This is a genomic window from Candidatus Zixiibacteriota bacterium (genome assembly GCA_029860345.1).
In the GTDB taxonomy this organism is placed as follows: domain Bacteria; phylum Zixibacteria; class MSB-5A5; order GN15; family FEB-12; genus JAJRTA01.
In genome coordinates this window covers 1-24,749 of record JAOUBJ010000017.1, presented here as the reverse complement: position 1 = coordinate 24,749, position 24,749 = coordinate 1, and the positions used below count along the sequence as shown (strand labels likewise).

General features: G+C 55.3%; 11 protein-coding genes. 9 read left to right on the top strand and 2 right to left on the bottom strand.

The features are described 5' to 3' along the window. The first annotated feature begins 423 nt into the window (after positions 1-423). The 5 genes from OEV49_15135 (at position 424) to OEV49_15115 (ending at position 18,489) form a co-directional block, all read left to right on the top strand. The gene (locus OEV49_15135; protein MDH3892406.1) at positions 424-1,014 is read left to right on the top strand and encodes a hypothetical protein; all 591 of its coding nucleotides are present in this window, start codon (positions 424-426) and stop codon (positions 1,012-1,014) included. A gap of 132 nt (positions 1,015-1,146) precedes the next feature. Further along, on the top strand, positions 1,147-7,068 hold the full coding sequence (locus tag OEV49_15130; GenBank protein MDH3892405.1) for a dockerin type I repeat-containing protein: 5,922 nt from the start codon (positions 1,147-1,149) through the stop codon (positions 7,066-7,068). A gap of 552 nt (positions 7,069-7,620) precedes the next feature. After that, positions 7,621-12,495, top strand: coding sequence for a choice-of-anchor J domain-containing protein (locus OEV49_15125; GenBank protein MDH3892404.1), 4,875 nt, complete (start codon positions 7,621-7,623; stop codon positions 12,493-12,495). A gap of 554 nt (positions 12,496-13,049) precedes the next feature. Next, positions 13,050-17,519 (top strand): S8 family serine peptidase, encoded by a 4,470-nt coding sequence (locus tag OEV49_15120; GenBank protein MDH3892403.1) that lies wholly within the window; start codon positions 13,050-13,052, stop codon positions 17,517-17,519. 577 nt (positions 17,520-18,096) lie between these two features. After that, positions 18,097-18,489: an Ig-like domain-containing protein gene (locus OEV49_15115; GenBank protein ID MDH3892402.1), complete on the top strand. Its 393-nt coding sequence runs from the start codon at positions 18,097-18,099 to the stop codon at positions 18,487-18,489. 11 nt (positions 18,490-18,500) lie between these two features. Here OEV49_15115 and OEV49_15110 read toward each other — a convergent pair whose 3' ends face one another. Next, positions 18,501-19,892, bottom strand: a complete 1,392-nt coding sequence (locus OEV49_15110) for a VCBS repeat-containing protein (protein ID MDH3892401.1) — start codon at positions 19,890-19,892, stop codon at positions 18,501-18,503. 239 nt (positions 19,893-20,131) lie between these two features. On the opposite strand from OEV49_15110, the gene OEV49_15105 reads away from it, so the two are divergent. Then, entirely contained in the window at positions 20,132-20,383 is a 252-nt protein-coding gene (locus tag OEV49_15105) for a hypothetical protein (GenBank protein ID MDH3892400.1), read from the top strand. A 149-nt stretch (positions 20,384-20,532) separates the two neighbouring features. Then, positions 20,533-21,111, top strand: a complete 579-nt coding sequence (locus OEV49_15100) for a biotin transporter BioY (protein ID MDH3892399.1) — start codon at positions 20,533-20,535, stop codon at positions 21,109-21,111. Positions 21,112-21,227: 116 nt separating this feature from the next. Here OEV49_15100 and OEV49_15095 read toward each other — a convergent pair whose 3' ends face one another. Further along, on the bottom strand, positions 21,228-22,631 hold the full coding sequence (locus tag OEV49_15095) for a hypothetical protein (GenBank protein MDH3892398.1): 1,404 nt from the start codon (positions 22,629-22,631) through the stop codon (positions 21,228-21,230). 457 nt (positions 22,632-23,088) lie between these two features. Between OEV49_15095 and OEV49_15090 the strand changes: the two genes are divergently transcribed. Continuing rightward, positions 23,089-24,033 carry a branched-chain amino acid transaminase gene (locus OEV49_15090; GenBank protein ID MDH3892397.1) on the top strand — a complete coding sequence of 315 codons (945 nt, stop codon included), beginning with the start codon at positions 23,089-23,091 and terminating at the stop codon, positions 24,031-24,033. Beyond that, entirely contained in the window at positions 24,033-24,473 is a 441-nt protein-coding gene (rpiB, locus tag OEV49_15085) for a ribose 5-phosphate isomerase B (GenBank protein ID MDH3892396.1), read from the top strand. The genes OEV49_15090 and rpiB overlap by 1 nt, the downstream gene beginning before the upstream one ends. Positions 24,474-24,749 lie beyond the last annotated feature (276 nt).

The window sequence follows — 24,749 nt, the reverse complement described above, 5'->3', positions numbered from 1 at the left end:
GTCAAGCTCTTTTTTGGATGAATCGCTCCATTATTCTATGTGTGAGTGGTCCTGTTTCCCGGGCTTGTCAGCGCGCCAGACCGTGCGATGCCGGGAATGAAATGGGACCTTAGCTCTCACAACTCTCCGGACATGGCCGGACATCGGATTTATCTCCAATTAAAAGCTTGACAACGTCGACCATCATCTCTTTCTTCCGGCATAGGGTGAGGAGTGATGCCCCGTCTTGGGCTCAGATCAACAGACCATCGTCGAATTCACAACAGTGCAGATTACTAAGTCCTCATCATCCGCTTGGAGAACCGAAAAAGTCTGAACGATGTAGCTGCACCAATCGGCTACAAAACGGGCAGGGTTGTGATGAACCGGGCGCTCGGTAGTCAACTGCGACTGAATCTGCTGTCGGCAGGAAGTTCCGGTGTGATGCTGTGTTTTGCACACGTTCACCCCGAACTATGGTTCTTCTCTCTCTTCGCTTTGGTTCCTCTTCTGTGGCGTCTCTGTCATGTTTCGCGCATGCAGGCGCCGGTTCTGGGTCTGATCCTGGCTTCAACTTACGTAGTTGCGGGCTACTTGGGCAATTTGCCGGCATCTCCCGTCCAGTTTTTCATTCGGCTGGTTGCCCTCAATGTGGCCTTCGCCGGCTTCGCTTTCGCCCTCAATCACTTCAAGTCACACTTAAAATGTCACCCGTTGTGCGTTGCGGCTTTGTGGGTTGCGTCCGGTTCTGTTTTGGCTCGGCACAGTGGGGTCAGTCAATTGCCAGGCGAGTTTGTGGGGCCGGATATTATAGCCGGATTAGGTTCCCTGGGCGGGTTGGTCGTTTGGTCGTCGGTAATCGTACTGGGCAACTGGTTGATTCTGCTTTTGGCTCGTTATGTCAAGCGCCGATTACTGCGTCATAGCAGTATCCACTCGCGCTGTTCCCGACGACTTTGCATACGGTTTGAGTCGGCTCACTGCATCTCCTTATGGTATGTGGTTCCGCATCTTCGCGGACCTCCCGTATCGTAACATCAGAAAAGCAAACGAGCGGGTCGGCGATCCGGCAACTCGGCCGGACATCACTACCGCGCGTTTGGCCCGCAATGGGCATAATCAACACAAAACTATCTAACTCTGAATCCCTGAAAACGGGAGGAATAGATGTTACGTGCAAAACTATTAATCATACTGTCAATCCTTATACTTGGCGGCGGCCTGCAACTTGCGCAAGCCTACCCGCCATCGGGATATGACGTCATCACAACTTCGGCTCAGATCGAAGTTTACCCGGACACTATCGGAGGACCGACTGAGACAATCCCTATGGTTGGATACGCCGTGATATGGCGCGGGGACCCCTTTGATGATGACGGTGTTATGACCATAAACACTCGCATGGATACTCTGCTGATGCGCGGCTGGAGTGCAGTCAGCGGCGACTCGGTGTTTGTCACGCTGGACCGCAGCATCGTGTCCACGGGGCAGATTACTCAGCTCACGCCCGGGATAGATTTCCCGGCCGAGAGCTTCTTCGACGTGTATTATATAATCACCCATGGTTCGCAACCGGACCCGTTAAAGTCCAGCGCGACCGGCGGCTCCTATAAGGGGCAGTTGGGCTACGATCTTCAGAACCGGCAAGCCGAATTGCAATCGATGCAGCCGGTACCGGATGTCCGACTGGAGCCTCTTCCGGACAATGCCGTCGAGCCGCAGGGTGCCGTCAAGGGTCGTCAAAGTGGCGTCTATGTGCAGTTATCCGGCGCCGGCGCCGGGGGGGGCGGTATATATGCCGGTCAACCGGTTGATATCGAAATCTGGATGAATAACACCAGCGGAGGTAATGTCGCCGGCGTAAGCAACGGTTTTCGGATGCACTCACCGGACGGCGCTCTCTGGACTACACCGACCACAACGCTCAATCCGGACTTTTGTGCGTTGTTTAACCTTGTCTGTAGTTACAACGAGTTCAGCGTCAACGGCAGCGACGCTGACACCATAGGAATCGGGGCAGCCGCGATGACCAGTACCGGCCTCCCACCGGGATGGGATGACATCGCAGCCACCATCGCCACACAGGTCGATCCGTCAGAGATCGGAAAGACCTTGTGTATCGACTCCGCTTTCTTCCCGCCGTCAGGAGCCTGGTTATGGTCTGGCGTCGGTTCCCCGGCTTGGAACGGACCCTACTGCTGGGATATCATCCCGCCGCCGGACACCTGCCCGTACTATGAGACAGCTCAGGCTGCCTCATATTTCTGGGGTTTACCCAACTCGTGGGAAATCCCGGAGTGGGGTGAACGAATCACGCCCTTGGCCGGCGCCTGCTGTACGCTGAAAACTGCGAAGGTTCTGGTCTACGGCGATGTGACCGTCGGCTCGCCCGACATGACGGTTACCGTGTATGCCGATGACGGAGCAGGCTTGCCCGGTGCGGCGCTGGCCTCAGTCACTGTGCCGTCAGCAAGTTTACCGGCAACCTTCGGATATGCGGTCGTTGATTTCTCAGCCTTCAACCTGATATTCTGTGGCCAGGACTTCCATATAGGTGTCCAGAATACGGGCGACCCGGCTCTCGACACGCTCGCTATCATTTCCGACGATGGCACGGCGGGCTCGAATCGATCCTGGGCGCACTATCAGGGTTTCTATTACACTATTTTAACCCTGTTCGGCACCGGCTTCGAGTTCAATATCGGTGTGGAACTCTGTTGCGGAGCGCAGGAGCCGCCCAGAGGGAATGCGCGCATGGAGGATGAGATATGGCAAATCCCGCCGCACGGTCGCGTCTATCAGGACCCGCGAAAGAGGCCGGTTGTCGATCCGAACACCGGCGATACTCTCTATTGGGTCTGGCATAAACACCGTGTTCGGGACCCGGAGACCGGGCAGGGTACCATTCCGACCGGCGGCTGGATGGGAATCGTGGTTGGACCCACACCGCCCATTCCAGGTCAGGAGCCCGATGAAACGATTCATCTGGGCGGCACCAGCACTCTCTCATGGGAGAGCTTTGGCGAGGGAGAGTTATTCACGCAACTGCTTGAGATGGACCTAACCGGTCGCAGCCAGTTGTTTGGTGAGGCTATTCTCACGCTGTCCCCACAAGCTTCCTATGGCTGGGTGTATCCCAATTCACCGGATGAGTTCTTCCCGGCCGAGAGTTTTTTCGATGTTTACTACCAAGTGAATTTCCCGGAGATTGGTGTTGCGATTGAACCGGGGCCGGCTACACCTCCTCACATGGAGGCACAAAACGGTATCGAGGCTATTCCGCCATTCAACACGGAATATGCCGATCCCAACTGGCATCCCGTTGTCAATGTACTGGACTCGGCAGTTATCATCGGATGGGTACGGCCGGTACACTGGGTGCAGCCGCCCGACAGTCTGGGTGCATGCTGTGACACCGTGACCGGCGCTTGTTGGATAACCATCGAAGAACGCTGCATCGGTCCCGACGATGAATGGCAGGGCGACGGTACCAGTTGTGTGCCCAACCCGTGTCCGGTCATTCCGAAGAAAGACTGCTTCGACTCCGAAGGTGGCGGTACTATCACGCTCGATCCCGATGACACTACTTGTTTCTACGGCGTACCGTTGAACCTGACCTCGTTGCTTACTCCGACGTCCGAGGTTTGGGTCGAGCCGCGTCCGTATCAAAACGGCGATACTATCCAGACCGAAATCGTGGCGTTCGAATTGTCGGCTGTCGATCCTGTCTGGGGCACGGTCATAGTTCGTGAGCGCGCCGACAAGGCTTCGACAGGGTATATCGCCAGTGTCGTGACCGACGGCTATGGTGGGTTTGTGTCGGGCGAGAGCTTCTTCGATGTCTACCTCGAAGTCGAAGTGCCGGATTACGGTCTTTTGCTCAACACCGGCGATTCGGCTTTACATTTGCAGGCCAGCATCACCAGTCTGCCCCCGACCAACGCCTACTTCCCGGTGCCGACTCAGCCACCGCTCAAGCTGGTGGAGGCTGTCTCAACCGTTCATCGGGGTTGGCTCTGCCACGCCCAGCACCAACCGACTGTCCCGCATCCGTGCGACAGCATGCGTTACGCCTGCTGCGACATGGTTACCGGTGCTTGTCGTTTGACATCTTTGGCTGATTGCGACGGTCCCAACGAAGAGCCTAATCCTGAACTTACCAGTTGTGTGCCGAACCCGTGTCCGCAGTGCGTGACATGGACACCGGGTATCGATACTATATTGTTTTCAGCTTTCGAGGTTGAGTTGTACGATCCTATCGACTCGGCGGCGCCACCCGATACGCTGACCGCGTTCGGCGCCCAGATGATAGTCCAGCGGTTTGCGCCCTTTGAAACGGCGCCCGGTATCTGGCGAATGAACACCAAGGTGCTTCAGTTCTCCGGAGCAGGTACATCGGCCAATCCGGCAATCGGCGGACCGTTCTCCATCGACTTGGACCCCGGCCAGTACTCCGGTGGTCTGATCGAGATGTGCGACTCCTGCGATAATTACTGGGCGCGGAGTGAGTTCAGTATTCACTACCGCCTTAACACCTCGTTGCCGCCTCCGCAACATAGGTATCACGGACTGGCCGAGATGAAATTGCCGTGCGAAGCTCAGTGGAATCCATTCCCTCCGGGTGGCGAATTCACTCCGCCGTATGGTCACCGCTATGTTGACCCGCGCAAGGTGCCGGTCTATGACGCTGACGGCAATCTGGTCGGCTATACTTGGAAACGGCACAAGATTGCCCGCGAGCCTTTGGGCGCATGCTGCGACACAGTGGAACATACCTGTCGCATTACTTCGTCCATCCAATGCGTCGGTCCCGCCGATGAGTACCAGGGTGACAACGTGCCTTGTCATCCCAACCCCTGCGTGTGCACACAATGGACACCGGGGATTGACACTATTTTGTTCTCATCGTTTGAGGTCTTGTACTACGATGGATCGGATACGCTCAATCCGGTCAGCGCCCTCTACGCCTTCGGCGTGCAGATGGTCGTCCAACGGGGTACACCCTACGAGGTGGCGCCGGGCATCTGGCGGATGGATACCGACATTCTGCAGTTCGGTGGAAACGGTACCAGTGCGCTGACCGGTGGTCCCTTCACGGTCGGTCTCGACCCGACGTTGCAGTCGGGCGGCTATATCCAGATGTGCGATTCCTGCAACGACAACTGGGCGGAGAGTTTCTTCGATCTCAACTATGAGATACTGACGTCGCTACCGTGGCCGAGCAACCGTTGGCGCGGCAACGCCCAGATGATCCTGCCGTGTGAAGATCAGTGGGACCCGTTCGAGGGTGGAGAGTTCAATCCGCCCAACGGCAACTCCTACAACGATCCACGCAAGGTTCCGATCATCGACGAGAACGGTGAAGTCATCGGTTATGTTTGGAAACAGCACAATGTGGACGATGAACCTCTGGGTGCCTGTTGCGACTATGCTACCGGTGCTTGCCGCATGACTTCAGCGGTACGTTGCTTCGGTCCCAATGAGGCATACATGGGCGATGGTGTCCCGTGCTCGCCCAATCCGTGCATCTGCACCGACTGGATACCGGGCATGGATACCATTCTGTTCTCGGCCTTCGAGGTGGAACTCTTCGATCTTGTCGACCCGTCGGTTTCACTGGGTACGGTAACGGCCTTTGGCGCCAACATGGTTGTCATGCGCTACAACCTGCACGAGGAAGTTCCCGGATCGGGTATCTGGAAGCTCGATACCAAGGTGCTCAGTCTGACCGGTGCCGGTACCAGCGCACTGGTGGGTGGAGCCTTTACGATCGACCTTGATCCGAACTCGCCCGATACCGGTTTCATCCGGATGTGCGATTCCTGCAACGACAATTGGGCCGAGAGCTTCTTCGATTTCGATTATCGAGTCACCGGACCCTCGGCGATGTACACCGGAAACGCTCAGATGGGCTTAGACTGCGACGATCAGTGGAATCCGTTCCCAGGTGGAGAGTTCGCGCCTCCTTATGGTCATCGCTATATTGACCCGAGGAAGGTGCCGATCATCGATGAAGCCACCGGTGACACGCTTGGTTATACAATGAAGCGTCACAGTATCGATGTCGATTCGCTGGGTGCATGTTGTGACACCATCGAGCATACTTGCCACATGACCACCGAGGCCCGATGCATCGGTCCCAACGATGAGTATCAGGGCGACGGTATACCGTGCGATCCGAACCCGTGCGAGCCTTGTTCGACTGGTTGGAACGGCGGTATCGATACTATCCCGGTCCATGACTTCGAAATCGAGTTGTACGATCCTTCGGGAATCGTTCTCTTGACAACCCTGTACGCTACCGGTCAGGACATGATCGTCCAGCGTTCGGCGCCGTTTGAAGTTGCGCCGGGCACCTACCGCATGAACACCACTATCCTGGAGTTCGGCGGCTCAGGCGATGACCCGGTATTGCTGGGTCCGTTCGAGATTCAGCTCGATCCCACTCAGCCATCCGGTGGTTATATCCAGATGTGCAACTGGTGCGACGATCACCAGGCCGAGAGCTTCTTCGACGTGTACTTTGTTATCACCACGGGACTTCCTTTCCCGATGGATGTTCTGCACGGTGCTCCGGCGCAGATGCATCTGTCGTGTGCTGAGGGCTGGGACCCGATGGATGGTGATGCCTTCACGCCGCCGTTTGATCGGCCGTACAACGATCCGCGCATTGTACCTATCCTGGATAACAACGGCCAAGTAATCGGACATACGCGCAAGCGGCATATCCCCAGGCCGTGCTGTAGTCCTCCCGACAGGCCGCGTGGTGACATCAACTGCGACGGGACACCGGGTATGGATATTTCCGACCTGGTCTTCCTGGTTGACTACATGTTCACCGGTGGCCCGCCGCCATGTTGCTTTGAGGATGCTGATGTCAATTGCGACGGCGTGATCGATATTAGCGATCTCGTCTGGGTGGTTGACTACATGTTCGTCGGTGGTCCGCCACCCTGCCGTTGCGACTGTCTGGACTGCTTGAGAGGAGGAACGCCGAGCAAACCCGGTGTGGAGACTATGCGTCGCTGGTCTGCCCATGCCGGATCACTGGCAGTGCCGTCAAGCTGTAGAACGGGCGCCGCTCGTTAGACAGCGTCTGAACCGAACACACCAGCCCGGCGGGTTCGCCCCGTCGGGCTTTTCTTGTGTGGTAATGTAGCCGGACTCAGATGGGACAAAAACAAGCCGAGGGGGGAGTGTTGAAGAAGTGTGCCTGCTCGTTGCGGTGGGTCGTGCGGATCACGCGTCCCGCGTGATTCGTGTGACCTGCCGCTCCAGTCCCGCATTTTACTATGTGTCGGGTCACAACCACGCCTACGGCGCGATCAAGACCCGACACAACCAATCTTGGGTTTGTCAACAAGCCCGTAGTGGAAGCCCACCTATCCCACACCGGAGTTATCTGCTTTTGGCGCCAAACCGTGGCAGCATTCGAGCAATTGGGCAATGGTAGTGTAAACTAAGTTGTGTAAATTGTCAGATTGAAATAACAACGGGTTTGACTTTTAGTTTTCAGACCAATCAACTGGTTGACTTAATTCAACATTTCCCTATCTTGTCTACGAGAGGTAATCCAACGTTGTGCAGGTTCACGATTACTACGAATAAAAGAGAAGCTTGATATACCCTTCAGGAGGACTCATGAGACGGATTCTGCTATCCATGGCGATTCTCGCGCTGTTCGCATGCTCGGCAATGGCCGCTTCTGATGACGACGGCTACGCCGGGCTGACGCCCCAGCGAATGCAACAGGCTGAGCAGGCCCTTGACAATCTCAAATCTGATTACGATGGTATCAGAACATATCATACAGGCCCCATGGTAACCCGACTCTATGGCGTACAGTTCGGCTTTGGCTATTCGGCAGAGGAGACGGCCGATCAATTCCGGTTAAACCATGCCAGACTGTTCGGCGTCGAGAGTGGACATCTGGTCCCGGGCAATCTGATGCCGAATCGACAACTCACTCAGCCGGTGATGTACAACAGCGAAACCGGTCAGTACAAGTTCACCCTCGTCTATTATCATCAGGAGGTGGAGGGGATACCGGTTTATCAAGCAGAGTTGCGTCTTTTGATGCGCAACGATTATGACAATCCGTTGGTGCTGGCTGTTTCCAGCCTTTGCGACCTGGGCGATTTTGCGCCCGACAAGAGCTATCTCGGCGGCTACTCAACAGTGGCCGAACAGGCCGCGCGAAGCTCGGAACCAGACCTGACCGATTTCACTGAACAGGAATTAGTGATCTGGGCCGGCGTCAACTCACAGCGTGAGAATCCACGCATGGCTGTTGTTTTTGAAGGCACATCCGATTTTCCTCAGGAGTTCCGCTTTGTCGTCGACCCGCAAACCGGCGAAATCCTGTACAAAGAGGACCGCATCATATTTGAAGATGTGGTCGGCAATGTCTCAGGCATGGCCTCGCAGGGTCTGGCCTCGGAAAACTGTGAGGCCGAGGCTCTTGAGGAGATGCCATTTGCACGAGTCAATATCGGTGGCACCGTGTCCTATGCCGATTCGCTGGGTGATTTTGTCATTCCCAACGGCGGAACGGCCGATGTGACGGTTGGCTCGGAGATGCGCGGTGAGTGGTTTCGCGTATACAACTACGTGGGAGCAGTAGAGAACCTGAGCCAGGTAGTAACCCCGCCCGGCCCGGCCGATTTTATTCATAACGCGGCCAACTCCAATGTTCTGGTACGAGCTCAGGTGAATGCATATATCGAATCCAACGTCGTGCGCTCGATGGCCGTGGCTCAGAACCCGAGTTATCCCAATCTGATGGTCAACGAGTTTCCGGTCACGGTCAACCGCACCGATGGATACTGTCCCGGCAACGCCTGGTACAGCCCCTCCGAACAATCGATCAACTTCTGTCAGGCCGGTGGGTCCTATCCGAACACAGCGTGGAGCGCAGTAGTTCATCACGAATACGGCCACCATCTGGTCAACATGGCCGGCAGTGGCCAGGGTCAATACGGTGAAGGCATGGGCGATTGTATCTATGTCGTTATCGAAGATTCACACCTGATGGGCCTCGGGTTCTTCGGACCCTGCACCACACCTTTACGCAACGCCGACAACAGCCATCAATATCCCTGTTCCGGGGCTATCCACGACTGTGGACAGTTGCTCTCCGGATGTGTCTGGGATACTCGCAACGCCCTGGCTCAGACCACGCAGGGACCGGGAGAGTATTTACCTATTCTTCAAAATCTGACTATCAACAGCATTCTCCTGCATACCGGCGACCAGATCACTCCGCAGATCACAATCGACTGGCTGACCCTGGATGACAATGACGGCAATATCAACAACGGCACCCCGCATTACTGGGAGATCGCCGCCGGATTCGGACTGCATAACATGGATGCTCCCGAACTGGCGCCGCTGTCGTTCTCTTATCCGCTCGGTACCCCCGATCTGTTGACGCCAGGTGCTCCGACCACATTTACAGTGGTTATCTCGGGTATTGAAGGCGAGGCTCCGGTACCCGGCACCGGCCAGTTGCATTACCGTATCGAGGGCGGCAGCCTGAACAGTGTCTACATGACCGAGATTAGCGACAACAATTATATAGCCACTCTGCCGCCGGTCGACTGTCTGGAGGAAGTCCAATACTACGTCAGCGCCGAAGCGGAAGGCATCGGGGTCATCTACGATCCCAACCCGTCCACCCCCAGGAAGGCGTTTGCGGCCACCGATGAAGTCGTTTTGTTCGAGGACAACTTCGACACCGATCAGGGTTGGACGTCGTCGGGCGGCTTGTGGGCGCGCGGCACACCGACCGGCAACGGAGGGCAGTACGGCCAGCCCGATCCCTCAAGTGGGCACTCCGGCAGCACCGTTTTTGGATACAACTTGAACGGCGATTACGAAAACAACATGCCCGAACGTCACCTGACCTCGCCACCCATGGACTGCTCGGAGTTGGCCAAGGTGCAACTGAACTTCTGGCGCTGGCTCGGCGTGGAGCAGCCGCAATACGATCATGCCTATGTGCGGGTCAGCAACAATGGCAGCACGTGGACGACCGTTTGGGAGAACACAGCAACTATGAACGCCGGCAGTTGGGTCGAGCAGACGTTCGATATCTCGTCCGTGGCCGATGGTGAATCTACCGTTTATGTCCGTTTCACAATGGGCTCTACGGATGTTGGCTGGCAATGGTGCGGCTGGAATATCGACGATGTCGTGGTCACCGGTTACGAGTGCAATCCGAATGGTCCCAGTATCACAACAGTTATCCTGCCGGAATGGACCGAAGGTATCCCGTTTTCGCACGTCCTGGAAGCCAGCGGTGGTACCGAGCCGTATGTTTGGACCGACATGAACTCCGACTTGGTGGGAACCGGCCTTAACCTGTCGGCAGGCGGCCTGCTTTCCGGTACACCTGTCAGTCCGGGTGTGTTCAGTTTTACCGTTCAAGTAGTAGACGATTCTGCCTACGCCGATGCCGTCCTGCTGTCACTGCGAATCAACGGCACCGTTGATATTACCACAACTTCATTGCCGGACAGAACAGCGGGCACTGCTTACTCGCAACAATTGGAAGCGAGTGGTGGTACCGGATCGGTGGTCTGGGCCGACTTGAACGATGACCTCAATGGCTCCGGCCTGACCTTGTCGCCTACCGGACTGGTATCCGGAACACCGGCGGCTCAAACGATCAGTTTCACGGCGGTGGCCGCGGACATTGTTGGATCGTCCGATAACTCCGCCTTCAGTTTCACAATTAATCCGGAATTGGTTATCACCACAGCGTCACTGCCCAACGCAAATCTCGATGAACCGTATTCGGCACAACTGGCCGCTTCCGGTGGGACCGGGCCGAGGTACTGGATTGACATGAACAATGATCTTGCCGGCACCGGGCTCAATCTGGGCTCCGATGGTGATCTTACCGGCACGCCCAATGCGTCGGGAGTTGTAAGTTTCACGGCCAGGGTCATCGATGGCGGCGGCGGTGCCGATGAGCAACTGTACTCTTTTGAGGTCATCCACGCCCTGTCGATTACAACTACTGAAGTCCCGGATTGGACTCAGGATCATCCTTTCAGCCTGACCTTCGCTACCGACGGCGGCTATGGCGAACAAACCTGGAGCGACAAGAACTCAGACCTGGTCGGCACCGGGCTTTCGGTGGCATCCGATGGTGTTCTCAGTGGGACGCCTGCGGTGTCCGGCGCGGTCAGTTTCGTAGCTCAGGTTGTGGACTCGTTGTTTACCGTTGAACAGCAGTTCGACTTCACTCTCAACCCGGCTGTGACGATCATTACCGAAACTCTGGGCGGAGGTGCAGTGGGTGAGATGTACCAGGCCGACATTATTTCGTCCGGCGGCACCGGCCAAAGAACGGTGTCCGACAAGAACGGTGATCTGGCCGGCACCGGACTATTCTTGGTACCGCTCGGTATCGTACAGGGCACGCCGAATGCCGGTGGCACAATCAGCTTCACGGCCAAGGCCACTGATGCTCTTGGCGCCAGTTTCGAACGTCTGTTCAATATAGAGGTCACCCAGGGCGTCACTATCACCACCACTGACCTGCCTGAGTGGACGGTAAACTCTGCCTACAGTCAACAGTTGGAGTTGGCCGGTGGTAGCGGCACGGCCGTATGGAGCGACAAGAATTCAGACCTCGTCGGCACTGGTTTGAGTTTAGGTAGCGACGGTTTACTCAGTGGTACGCCACTCTCGGCGGGTGGGATAATGTTCACCGCTCTGGTCATCGATGACAGCGGGCAGGATGAACAACAACTGAGCCTCACTATCAATCCGGCTATCGATGTCGTCACTGCCTCGCTGCCTGATTGGACGGCCGGCATCGCTTACTCGCAGCAGTTCGTGGCCACCGGCGGAACGGGGCAGAGGTCCTTCAGCGACAACGCAGGCGACCTGCTAGGCACCGGGCTTAGCGTCTCACCGACCGGACTGATCGATGGAACACCGGCCGCAGCCGGAGTCATCAGTTTCACTCTCAGCGTAACCGATGAAGCCGGCGCTGAAACATTGCAGCCCTTTGCCTTCACCATTAACGATGTCGTCTCTATCACCACCGGTTCACTGCCCAACGGTATGGAAGGTGTGCCCTATTCCGTCCAGCTTGAAGCGTCCGACGGTACCGGCAGCAGAACCTGGTCGGAGGGTGATGCCGGGCTCAGCGGCACCGGCTTGAGCCTGTCGTCCGGCGGACTCCTTTCGGGCACGGTGGCATCGGTCCAGACGATCAACTTTACGGCGGCGGTCGTCGATGCCGTCGGTAGCTCCGATGAGCAACCGTTTACTTTTGCGATCACGGCGGGCTGGATTTGTGGTGACGTCGACGGCAACGGCAGTCCGGTCATTGACATTGCCGACCTCGTCTACCTGGTTGACTACATGTTCAACGATGGACCTGAGCCGCCGGTAATCGCGGCGGCCGACTTTGACGGATCGGGTGGGATAGATATTTCCGATCTGGTGTTCTTGGTCGACTACATGTTTACCGGAGGGCCACCGCCGACCTGTCTGTAACAAGCGTCGCTCGGGCGTTATTTGAAGTTCTGTACGCGGAGAAGGTGTTACACCTTCTCCGCTTTTTTTTGATATCTTTTTGCACGAGACTACTCGGTTTCGATCGTTGTTGTGGAGGGACACCAGGCTGGGGCCGCTGTTGAGTCTTGCATGTGAAATCTGTCGGCGCCCGATGCGATCTACTCTTTCCTGCGATTAGCTCAAAACAATCACCAACACGCTCCATGTTCTCCACGTATCACGTGCTGAGAATTGCAGCAAGAGCAATTCGCTGCTCCCGTGTTTGGCGAGTAGCGCAGTCATGTACGGCAATGCCCTCGAACATCCGCGACTAAGCCTTATGGGAAGACTGGTCCCGTTGGACCAGTCCGCGAAGGATTCGGTTGCCGTAGATCGATGTGCTCCGGGTTATATCGGCAGGTCTGTTCCGGTTCGACAGAGGTTCTGAGTTTTGCCCAAGGGTGGGACCTCCCAATGTCTTATATCCGGTGGGGACTGCGTGGTTAGAGATTACATGGACGCGTAAACCTATTCACGAAGGAGGCATGTTCAACATGCTCAACGCTAAGTTCACTTTCATGATCGTGGCTGTCCTGGTACTGGGGCTGGCCGTTGCTGTCGTCACTTCGGCAGGCCCGGACCCACAGAAGTCCGCGGACAAGATCGATCGTTCCGCCATGAGTGAGGAAACCTATCAAAAACTGAAGGCGCAGGGTAAGCTCCCTCAGCCCGATCAGGTTAAACCGCTCACACCCCGGCAACTCGAGAACAACACAATCGATCCGGATGCCTTTGAGCGGACGGCCGGCTTACTCATTCCTTTGGATGCTTCGTTTACGAGGCTTGAGCCGCCCCAGATGCGACCGGTTACGAGTGCCATGTCGGGATCCAAGAAAAGCAACTCGTTCGAAATCAAACTGAAGAGCAGAAACTTTGTACCACAGGCGGACATCACCGCGTTCACCAGACTGGTAAACGATAGCGGCCAGCCGGGGGATAAGGTGCTGGCCGACGTACTTCATTGCGTGATACAGTTCGAAAGTATTCCGTCCGGTGACGAACGGGAACGCCTGAGCGACGGCGGTATAACCCTGCACAAGTACCTTCCGGAAAACGCCTACTTCGCCTCTGTAGACACTCGCCTGTCGGAACAACAACTAACGGACTTTCAGGTCCGGGCGCTGTTTCAACTGGAAATCGCCGACAAACAGGCAGCTTCCATTCGCAACAAGACAGTGGGCGAGTGGGCGAAACCCGTCGAAGGCAAATTCGACCTCATCGTGCGCTATATGCCGGACGTCCCGATAGCTGAAGTCGAGCGAATCATGCGGGACCGGGGCGCCGAGATCATCGGCGGTTCGAGTTACTTCAATCGCGTTACCATTCGCCTCAATGAAGCCCGGGTCAATGAGGTTTCAGCTTTTCCGTGGGTCATGTGGGTCGCTCCGATCGCTCCTCCACCCACAATTGAGAATGATGTTTCGCGTGATAGTATCAATGTCACGGCAATCCAGGCGTCGCCCTACCTCCTTCACGGCACCGGGTTCAATACCGGAATCTGGGACGGCGGTCCGGTCCAGGCTCATAATGGATTTGCCGGGAGATTGACGATAAGGGACAACGCCGGCGGTTACTCGCAAAACCTCCTGGATCATGCCACCCATGTCGCTGGCACCATGGCCGGTGACGGAGCCTTGTCATCGAACGACTCGCTTAGAGGCATGGCCGACTCTACCAACATATTCTCTTGGGACTTCCAGGGAGATATACCCGCCGAGATGCTCGCCGGTGTGACTAACGATAACATTCTGATCTCCCAGAATTCATGGGCCATTACGATAACTGCTGCAAACTGCGGAGACTTCGGCGACTATGATTCAGGATCAGATGACTATGACCAGTTGGCCCGAGATCAAGACCTTTTGATTGTATTCGCAGCAGGTAATTACCGAAACGACGGAATCTGTGGTATCACTATACCCGGGGGGTATTCCTCAATTTCCCCACCGGCGGGCGCTAAAAACATCATTACCGTCGGGGCCATTAATAAGTCCGACGGCATGACCCAATTCAGCGACTGGGGACCCACTGATGACGGGCGCTTGAAACCGGAAATCACAGCCGTCGGTCAGAGTGTGGTCTCGACTTTACCCAACAACTTATATGGCAGCAAAAACGGTACGTCAATGGCCGCACCGGCCATCTCTGGCCTGAGCGCGTTGCTGATCGATCGCTACCGTGAGCTGAAGGACAGTACCAATCCCTCTCCGGAATTGATTAAGTCCATCATACTCAACACGGCCAAAGAACTTGGCAATCCCGGCCCCGACTATAAATATGGTTACGGCAAAGCTGACGGGCTTCAGGCAGTGAAAACCCTGGAAGGAATGGCCTGGCGGGAATACCAGATTGCTCAGGACTCCACCGATGAATGGAATCTCGATGTATTGGTCCACACCGACACCCTTCGGGTTATGTTGGCCTATTCCGATGAAGAAGCGGCCGTCAATGCGAATCCGACGCTTGTCAACAATCTCAATCTAAAGTTGATCGATCCGAACGGAACCGAGTATTTGCCGTTGACTCTCGATCCGGCCAATCCGTCCAACAACGCCGCACAGGGGGTTAACGACCGCGACAATGTCGAACAAGTGGTGGTCAAGGACCCTGTCGCGGGTAAATGGAAAATCCGGGTATCCGCCCCCACCGTTGCGGGAGCAAGTGGAACCACACAAGACTATGCCATTACCTGGCTCCAGTGGCCCAGGTTCTCAGCTGTGCCGTTCACCAACGGCACACCGCCACTCTATCGTAACGACGACGGCTCAAGTCCTCTCATACCGTTGTCATTTCCCTTCTGTTTCTATGGGACGGAGCTCAATGAACTCTACATAAACAACAATGGCAACCTGTCCTTTGAAGGCCCATATTTCGAGTACAGTCCATCAGGTTTCCCTATTTCGGGATTCGGTATGATTGCACCGTTCTGGGGTGATGTCGACACCCGAAACGACAGCGGCGGTGTGGTGTACTATCGCTCCGAACCCCATCGTCTCACAGTTATCTGGGATCGTGTGGGTTACTTTGGAAGCCATGCCGAGAAACTGTCCACCTTCGAGGTTATCATTACAGATGGAACCGATACCATAGTCGGCCTCGACAAAAACGTGGCTTTCAGCTATGGTGACATGCAATGGACAACTGGCGACGCGTCGGGCGGTTCCAATGGTTTTGGCGGCGCACCGGCCACGGCGGGAGCCAACAAAGGAGACGGGATAAGCTACGCTCTGGTGGGGCGGTTCGACCACGAAGGAATCGACTATGACGGCGCCGGTGGTAACGCCGACGGAATAAGTTACCTGGACAATACGGCGCGCCGCTTCAATGTCTGCGAAGGTCTGGGAACCATAGCCGGGAGCGTGTTTGACGACGTTGACGATGACTGTACCTGGGATGCCACCGAGGACAGTTTGGCTGGTTGGACAGTTACCCTGGAACCGGGCGGCTTGGCCACCACTTCAGATGCCAACGGAGAATACTTCTTCAGCTTCCTTCAGCCCAACACATACACCGTTAGTGTTGTCCCGCCACCGAACTGGGTTCAGACATGCCCACTATCTCCGGGAACCCATGTGATCGCGCTGACCGCGGGGCAAACATTCCTGGATAAGGACTTCGGCGGTCGTGCCTTGGCCAATATCCAGGATTTGACCGTTGATGTCGCCGGCGGACCGGCCAGGCCGGGTTTTCAGAAGTTCTACGGAATCACCTGCAAGAACCACGGCACCGTGCCCGTCGCCAACGCAACGGTACAGTTGAAGCTACCATCGCAATTGACTCATCTGGAAAGCAGCCCGGACAGCGCTTATGCTGCGGGCACACACACCGTAAGCTGGCCTTTGGGAACAATGGCGCCGGGTGAGACCAGGTGGATGTGGACCAAGGCCCAGATACCGGTCAATATCGATTTGGGAACCATACTGATATCAACGGCCGAGGTCCATCCGCTTATCGGCGACGATAATCAGGACGACAACACCGACTCCGAGGCACAGACGGTTCGTGGCTCCTACGATCCCAATGAAAAACTGGTGACGCCAGCGGGTTTTGGGCCCGATAGCCTGATCCGTCGGATCGATACCCTTCGCTACCAGGTGAACTTCCAGAATGTGGGCACCGATACTGCCTTCACCGTCATCGTCCGCGACAGCCTGGATAGTGATATCGATCCTGCGTCGCTGAAAATCGGCGCCGGCAGTCACCCGTATACGTTCAACCTGGTTGGAACGGAACTGGTGTGGACTTTCGATAACATTCTGCTGCCCGACAGCAACACCAGCGAACCAGGCAGTCACGGTTTTCTGACTTACGATGCGGCGCCGCGAGACGGTGTTCCCGACGGCACCGTTATAGAGAACCGGGCCGCTATCTACTTCGATTTCAACGCACCGGTCATAACCAACACTACACGCAACCGGATATCGGACGATCTTGCGGCAAGAACGACGATACAACCGGATACTATCTACGTTTACTGGGCCTATGCTGTTGATCCGTTAGCAGCCTCGGTGTACGTGGGCGATTTTATCGACGGTCACACCACAGATATGATCGATACAGCGACAGTTCTGGTGAACACCACAATAGCTGCCGTATCCAACTCGATACTACCTGTGCATCCTGAATTCTTTGGTCCACCATTACACCTGACTGTTCCGATGAAAGAGCTGATTCTAGGCTACGGGCCGTTGTTCGACACTACTGTCCAGACGTACACGGTTTCGGGTCAATTTAACGATGCCGATTCCTTCAGTGTCGATGGTTCGGTAGTGATGATTGGCCACATTCCGGGAGATGCGAATCTTGACGGAACGCTCGACATTTCAGACTTGGTCTATGTGGTTGAGTACTTCTTCGCCGGTGGTCCGCCGCCGCTGGTTTTGGAAGTAATCGACATGGACAGGAATCAGGTTGTCGATATAGCGGATCTGATTCTACTGGTCGAAACGATGTTCGGGTTGTAGGCCGGCTTCAGGTTCCGAACCTCAATCCTTAAACAACCCAGGCCGGGCAAGTTTATACTTGCCCGGCCTTTACTACCAATGAGGTAGGGTGGGCCCGTCTTCGCCAGGACGATTATGGGTGGCTGTCTCAAACCTTGAGGCTGTGTCATAATGTGGTTTCGCAGGGTCCCGATCTCGACGAAGTCGGAAATGTGACCCTGCGACTCTTACCAAGGCGTTGTGTAAGAGCAGCCTTTGAAACCTCCGGTTCACACGCTCGCCTTCGGCGAACGCAGGAACCGGAGGAACGTGCCATTGCGACCCAGCCTGCTTGTTTGGGGCGGCAGGCAAGCCTGTTTCTCGCGCTAAGCACCCTGCCCAGTGCACGGCTTGATGGCGTCACAAGCCGCGAAGCGCAAGTAATTGATTCATCACCACTCCCAAGCGAGGCTTGAGGGGTGCCACCCACCGAAGTATGGCAGAACCAGAGGCGGTTCTGCCATACTGCATTCCGAGCAGAAGCATGCCGATACAGATACATATACCAAAGAGGGAAGATGCAGAACTCAAGCTATCCCCAAACGTCGAGGAGATACGGATGAAAAAAGCAACTTTGTTCATACTTACGGTGTTACTTTTGTTCTCTTGCATGATGTGCGCCCAGAGTGACACAGATCCACCGCGCGTGGTCAGTACTTTTCCCCAGAACGGCAGTATGGAGGTTGATCCCACTCTGACGGAAATCGCTGTTGTATTCAACGAGGAAATGATGGACCAAAACTGGTCGTGGGTCTATGAAGACAAAAACAGTTTCCCCACGATGACCGGCCAGCCTTACTACAATGAAGACCTCACCAGGAACATCCTGCCGGTCAGCCTGGAGAGTGGTCGGGAATATGTGGTTTGGATCAACTCTTCAAACTTCAAGAACTTCAAAGACAAAAACGGAAACCCTGCGGCGCCCTTCAAGATGACGTTCCGGACGATCTAAACAGCCGCAACCTATTCGTCAAAGATCACACAATGCGGTGGGGGTGGACCCCCGCCGAACATATAGTCTATTAGGTAGATAAGGTCGTTGATGTCCCACGGCTCACTCTCACCGACGCCGTCGCCATTGACATTGGCTTCCCCGGTGCATGGCGGGTTGGGTCCACCTGTAAACATGTAGTCGACCAAAGCCACGATATCGGCGATGTTGATCTGATCGTTCGCATCGTAGTCGATATTGCCACGGATACCGCGACAGCAGGGGTCGCCGGTTTTCTGGGTTTCAAACACGGCAATGTCACCGTTGGCCGATGCTATGTCGAAATCACCGTCGTTGTCCAGGTCGGCGGCGATGACATCGTAGGAGGCGTAGTTGGCGTCGACCAGTTTGATCGGCTCGTACAACGTTGTGTCAAAGTAGTTCATGTAGAGATTAATGCGTCCAATCGTATCGCAGGTCAGGGCAACGAGGTAATCCATGCCACCGTCGTTGTTGAAGTCGACCGGTGTCAATGATCTGGCTTGATCCCAGAAGAAGGCGCCAATCACACCGGTTGAGAAACTAGCGCTGCCGTCGTTTTCGAGCGTCAACATCGCTCCCATGCAGACATCCCAGTCATCGACGCCGACTACCAGATCCTGATCGGTGTCCGAATCTATGTCGGCCACGGCCATAGTGCTGGCCATCATCAAGCCGGGCGGGTAGGTTGCATCCTGGAAGGAGCCGTTGCCATTGCCCAATCTGATCCATACCGGGTCGTGCGATGGAATCCCACCCCAGTAATGGCGGTGGAGTACGGCCACATCGACCGTGTCGTCACCATTGAAGTCACCGGCCAGGACCTCCAACGCATCGGTATCAAGTGCGTACTGCGCATTTGCCTCAAAACTGCCCAGGTTGTCGTTGAAGCGCAAACACAAACAGGATGTCGCTACGTTACCCGCGGCAAAGGCGAGGTCGGGACGGCCATCCAGGTAGAAATCGGCTATTACGATCGAGTGTGGGCTTTCCAACGTGACGATTGTCTGGACCGGTTGAAAACTGCCATCGCCGTTTCCATAGAGGATCGAAACTGAACCATCACTTGAGTTGGTGACAGCCAGGTCGACAAAGCTATCCGGGTTGAGATACCCGGCGGCTATCGAATTGGTGCCGGGCGCAGTTGCGATGTAGACGGGCGTCTGAAAACTACCATCGCCGTTGTTGAACAGGATCGCAACCGCACCGGAAGACCCATCGGCGGCGGCGATGTCCAGCGCGCTGTCACCGTCAAGGTCGACCGCGATCAGGGCAGTTGCCGACCCGGCTATGTCGTAGTCCGTGCGACCTTCGACAACGCTCGATAATGACAACGCCACAAGCGCGGTCATTGACAGACAAGAGAAAACTGTTCTTATTCTCATTTTGATATCCTCCGTGGCGGTATCCCGAATCCTTGATACTCTCAAGAAAACGATGAATCTGATTCTTGCAAGGGAAATATGCAGGCACCGGACTCGATCTGGTATCTCTCGCTTTCCCGAAGACAAAGTTGTTGACTGCTGTTCAAGCGGGGACTACTTTGGCGTAGGTATTCATTACATCATTGATCGGACAGCGAAGTCTCGAAGTAAGTGGAATCAAACACGAACAGGAGGTCAAAATGCCGGTTTACAGAATTCTAAACTACGTGCTTCGGTACGATCTCGACCAGAATCGGCCTTGGGTGATTTTCCATTACAAGGACGGAACGGCAACGAAGAACGTGAATTGGTTTCCGCCGAAGGAAGATGCAGTCTACCTGGCGGATACATTGCGCAACGAGAAACCGATTTTCTATGTTGTGAGCACGGCGGGCAGCGGGAGAAAGTGGATCACCACATCCAGTGAAATGATCGGTGAGGAAGAGACATAGGGGATTCATGTTAGACGGATTGCCTTCGATACGAGATACCACCCCCGGTTCAGTGGCGCCGGGGGTGTAAAACTCTTGTCAATCGATCGGTGCTCGCATACATTGCAGGCCGATAATAAGAGACTGCCGTAGAAACCGGAGAAAACGACATGAACCAAGCCACCATCGCCTGTTACGACTACCTTTTCAGACCGGCCCAACGCTGGTTGGAAGTCCCAATACTATTGAGTTTCAATTTGATCCTGGTGGCCTCGGCCTATCTTTCGATTAACTTACCATTCTCACCTGTGCCGATCACCGGCCAAACGTTAGGCGTCTTGTTGATCGCCATGGCGCTGGGTCGCGTGCGCGGCACGGCCATTGTTCTGGCCTACTTGCTTGAGGGAATGGCTGGTCTGCCGGTCTTCGCCGGGGGACGAAGCGGTATGGCTGCACTGATGGGTCCAACCGGTGGGTATTTGTTCGGATTCCTGGGCGCGGCGTATATCGTTGGGTATCTTTCCGACAAGGGTTGGTATTCAGGCTACTTGAAATCGGTAGCCGCCATGACGGTGGGTACGGCCACCATATTTATTTGTGGTCTGGCTTGGCTCGGTGTGATGGTTCCGGACGGTGCCATGCTTGAGATGGGTCTCTATCCGTTCCTGCCCGGTGCTTTGATTAAAGTCACCGTGGCGGCCATTGTGCTCCCGACGATTTGCCGGTTTGTGGGCAGGGAAGAAAAGTAACTGACAGATTGTGCCGAAAAGGCGATTAGCCAAACGACATTGAGTAGGGCGTCCGCGGCGGCGGATTAGTGGTTCCGTCGATGAAAAACGGCAGAACCAGCAATGGGTTTACCCTGCTACTCCACCAAGCGAAAAACCGAGTACTCTATACTTCGTTCTGAGAATGACGCGCTCAAAACGTAGTTGCGCAGGAATGAGGAATCGGCTGTGAAAGCAGATATGGGGCTTTCCAAGCCTGCAACTACCCACTCTGGACGGACACTACTTATCAACTCCCCGTATTCACCTCGTCTATTATATGCCACCGCCTCAGGTGACACCAGCCCATCGCGATCAAGTATCCGCAGCCGGGAATAGTATCCGATGTAACCGATATCCTCAGCCGCCACCAGGTCGGCTGCGTCGGCGTTTTTGCGCAAGTATCCACCTATAGCCCTGTGAACACTGTCAAGCACCTCTTGTTGAGCCTTGTAGGAAACAGCAGTTCGGCAGGAAGCAAACAACATCAAGAGAGCAAGGCAGGTACAGGCGTAGATCACGACCTTTCCCGTGCTCGAATCTGTGCCGGAGCCTTGGAGCCTGGGACTGAGAAGTGGGCATGACGCCAGGATAAGATACACGGGATAGATCGGAGCCACATACCAGAAGAACAAGTGCGTGGGAGATAGCGCATAGAATAGTATCAGGCCAAAGCTCCAGGCGATCTCCAAAAGTCCGGTTTGATGTTTACGCATGAGATAAATACAACCGGCCACGACCAGCCCGGTAAGTACCCATCCAAACGGATTGTGCCAGGCCATGAGAAAGACCACCCGCTCCCAACCCGAGTCGACGCCGATCCGGTTGTACAGAGCAAGTTTGGCCGGGATGGAATGGGGCACTACAGAACCGAAATAAAGCTCGGAGAATATCAACCAGGGGGAGACTATCAGGACCGGCGGTAGGAGCCTTCGCCACGATACGCCGCGCTCTTTGTACGTAATTGCTACTATGATAATGAGAAGTGCAAAGCAGCCTTCGGGACGTGTTACTATAGCCAGGGAAGCAAGCACCAGTGACCAGGTGTAGCGTGATGTTCTGAACAAGTAGATTGCTGATATTACCAATGTAGTAAAAAGCGCCGTTTCCATTCCGCAGCTCTCTGCCGAGACTGAGCGCGGGAACAGAATGTAGAGAAGAGTCGGCGTCCATGCGAACTGCTTAAAGCCAATGTGGAGCGCGAGCTGATAAACAACAACCGCCGTGACGCCCGATGATGCCAGAGATACCATCAACGCTGCAAACGGTGGCTTGAGACCCGCCAGGGAAAACGCTGCTAACAAGAGAGCGAACATCGGCGAGGAAGTCCCAAGCACTTGTTGCCCAGAATTGTACACGAACCCACTTCCGGCGGCGAGATTCTCTGCATACCGAAAGGTTATGAATGCATCATCGCCCGTGAAACCTGTGAAAAGATGAAAGGCCAGTCGTACCAGAACAGCACCACAAAAAACCAGCATTGCTCTTTGAAATGAAGTCATGGTTAAAACCTAACCCACACCAATCCCGGTGGCAACACAATTTCGAGTTACCATAGAGCGCGCTGTTCTGTTGGATAGTCCGCTACGGCAGGCTGCCAACCGTGACGGGTTCCGCGGTCGGCCGTATGAAACGTTGTTGGGACGGCAGGCAAGCCTGGTTCTCGCCCTACGCGCCCTGCCCAGTGCACTGCTTGCCGGCATCACGAGCCGCGAAGCGCGAAAACCACGGCTTGATCGTGTGGTGCCCGCAGAGTCTTCAGACGCGGCGGGATTCCGTTTGCGAAAGCGAGTGACCGAGTCTGAAGACTCGCCCACCACGAGAAACTCTCGTGAATGCGACCGCGTGCGACACAGATGTGACCCATTTATGGGATGCCGATTTTCGTTGATTCTCACGCAGCGCGGCTGTATTTTCTCGTCAGAGAAAGACCGCTACCTTTAGATAAACGGAGGAATCATGGCATTTGACAAAACTGAATACATCTGGATGAACGGAAAGATGATCAAATGGGACGAGGCCAAGATCCACGTTCTGTCGCATGTCGTCCACTATGGTTCATCGGTGTTCGAGGGTATGCGCGTCTACAAAACCCCCCAGGGAGCGGCTTGTTTTCGGCTGCGCGACCACAGCGAACGGCTTTTGAACTCGGCCAAGATTTATCGCATGCCGATGTCCTGGACAGCCGAGGAAATCGATCAGGCCATTCTCGATACTATCGGTATTAACAGTCTCGAAGAGTGCTATGTCCGTCCGGTCGCCTATCGCGGTTACGAATCGCTGGGTGTCGATCCGACACCCTGTCCGGTTGATTTGACTATTGCCACCTGGCCGTGGGGTAAGTATCTCGGCGCCGAAGCGCTTGAGAAAGGTGTCTCGGTTTGCGTTTCGTCGTGGAACAGAATCGCCCCCAACACCATGCCGGCCATGGCCAAGGCGGGCGCCAACTACATGAACAGCCAGCTCATTAAACAGGAAGCATTGTCGCATGGCTACTCCGAGGGGATAGCTCTCGATGTGTATGGCCATGTTTCGGAAGGCTCCGGGGAGAATTTGTTTCTCGTGCGCAAAGGGGCCTTGGTAACGCCGACCTTCGCGGCCTCGATCCTGCCGGGAATCACCCGACGTTCGGTTATCAGACTGGCCGAGGATATGGGCATCAAAGTGATCGAGCAAAATGTCCCCCGCGAAGCTCTCTATCTGGCCGAGGAAGTCTTCTTCACCGGCTCGGCGGCTGAGATCACGCCGATTTCCAGAGTAGATAATATCACCATCGGCGATGGGGTCGCCGGTCCGATGACGCGTGCCCTCCAGAAAGCGTTCTTTGGAATTGTCAAAGGTGAGGTTGAGGATCAGTACGGCTGGTTGACTCACGTACCCAAGTATGAGAAGGTAACGGCCTGATGAGAATCGCCGTGGCCTGTGATCACGCCGGGCTGGAGTTCAAGGAAAAGGTTAAGAATATTCTCCAAGCCCTGGGGCACGAAGCTGTTGACTGCGGCACTAATTCGAAAGACTCTGTTGACTATCCGGACTTTGGCCTGGCCGCAGCGCGTGCTGTGGCGGCCGGAGAGGTTGACTATGGCATCACTGTTTGCTTCACCGGCAACGGGATGAACATGGCTTGCAACAAGGTCAAGGGCATCCGGGCCGGAATGGCCTTGAATCCCGACATGGCTTTTCTGACACGTTCGCACAACGACGCCAACATGCTCACTTTGGCGCAGAAATACATTTCAGAGGATCAACTCGAAGAGATCATCAAGACTTTTCTTTCGACTCCCTTCGACGGTGGCCGCCACATCGCGAGGGTGCAGAAGGTGATGGCCGCGGAGGGGCGATAAACCAACAGGTTGGGCTCGTGCGATTCGCGCGGTGGTGTTAGTGGAAGTCAGCTTCGGGTTTCTGGCCCTGTCACCCTGAGCGCAGTCGAAGGGTGAATTCTTCTGAAGTCGCTCATGCTTCGACTGCGCTCAGCATGACATGAGTTGCCGTTAGCGTAAATTTTCTTGTGTAAATTGGTGGATTTTTGACAAAGAAATAGGGCATATCCACTTAACAGCTTTCCAAGGAGGATATGCCCATGCGAGAATTGGATTTCTCAGAGAAGAACCTACGCA

Excerpts from the sequence above, each read along its gene's own strand:
- OEV49_15135 (MDH3892406.1), top strand. The coding sequence starts at position 424 with ATGCTGTGTTTTGCACACGTTCACCCCGAACTATGGTTCTTCTCTCTC.
- OEV49_15130 (MDH3892405.1), top strand. The coding sequence starts at position 1,147 with ATGTTACGTGCAAAACTATTAATCATACTGTCAATCCTTATACTTGGC.
- OEV49_15125 (MDH3892404.1), top strand. The coding sequence starts at position 7,621 with ATGAGACGGATTCTGCTATCCATGGCGATTCTCGCGCTGTTCGCATGC.
- OEV49_15120 (MDH3892403.1), top strand. The coding sequence starts at position 13,050 with ATGCTCAACGCTAAGTTCACTTTCATGATCGTGGCTGTCCTGGTACTG.
- OEV49_15115 (MDH3892402.1), top strand. The coding sequence starts at position 18,097 with ATGAAAAAAGCAACTTTGTTCATACTTACGGTGTTACTTTTGTTCTCT.
- OEV49_15110 (MDH3892401.1), bottom strand. The coding sequence starts at position 19,892 with ATGAGAATAAGAACAGTTTTCTCTTGTCTGTCAATGACCGCGCTTGTG.
- OEV49_15105 (MDH3892400.1), top strand. The coding sequence starts at position 20,132 with ATGCCGGTTTACAGAATTCTAAACTACGTGCTTCGGTACGATCTCGAC.
- OEV49_15100 (MDH3892399.1), top strand. The coding sequence starts at position 20,533 with ATGAACCAAGCCACCATCGCCTGTTACGACTACCTTTTCAGACCGGCC.
- OEV49_15095 (MDH3892398.1), bottom strand. The coding sequence starts at position 22,631 with ATGACTTCATTTCAAAGAGCAATGCTGGTTTTTTGTGGTGCTGTTCTG.
- OEV49_15090 (MDH3892397.1), top strand. The coding sequence starts at position 23,089 with ATGGCATTTGACAAAACTGAATACATCTGGATGAACGGAAAGATGATC.
- rpiB (MDH3892396.1), top strand. The coding sequence starts at position 24,033 with ATGAGAATCGCCGTGGCCTGTGATCACGCCGGGCTGGAGTTCAAGGAA.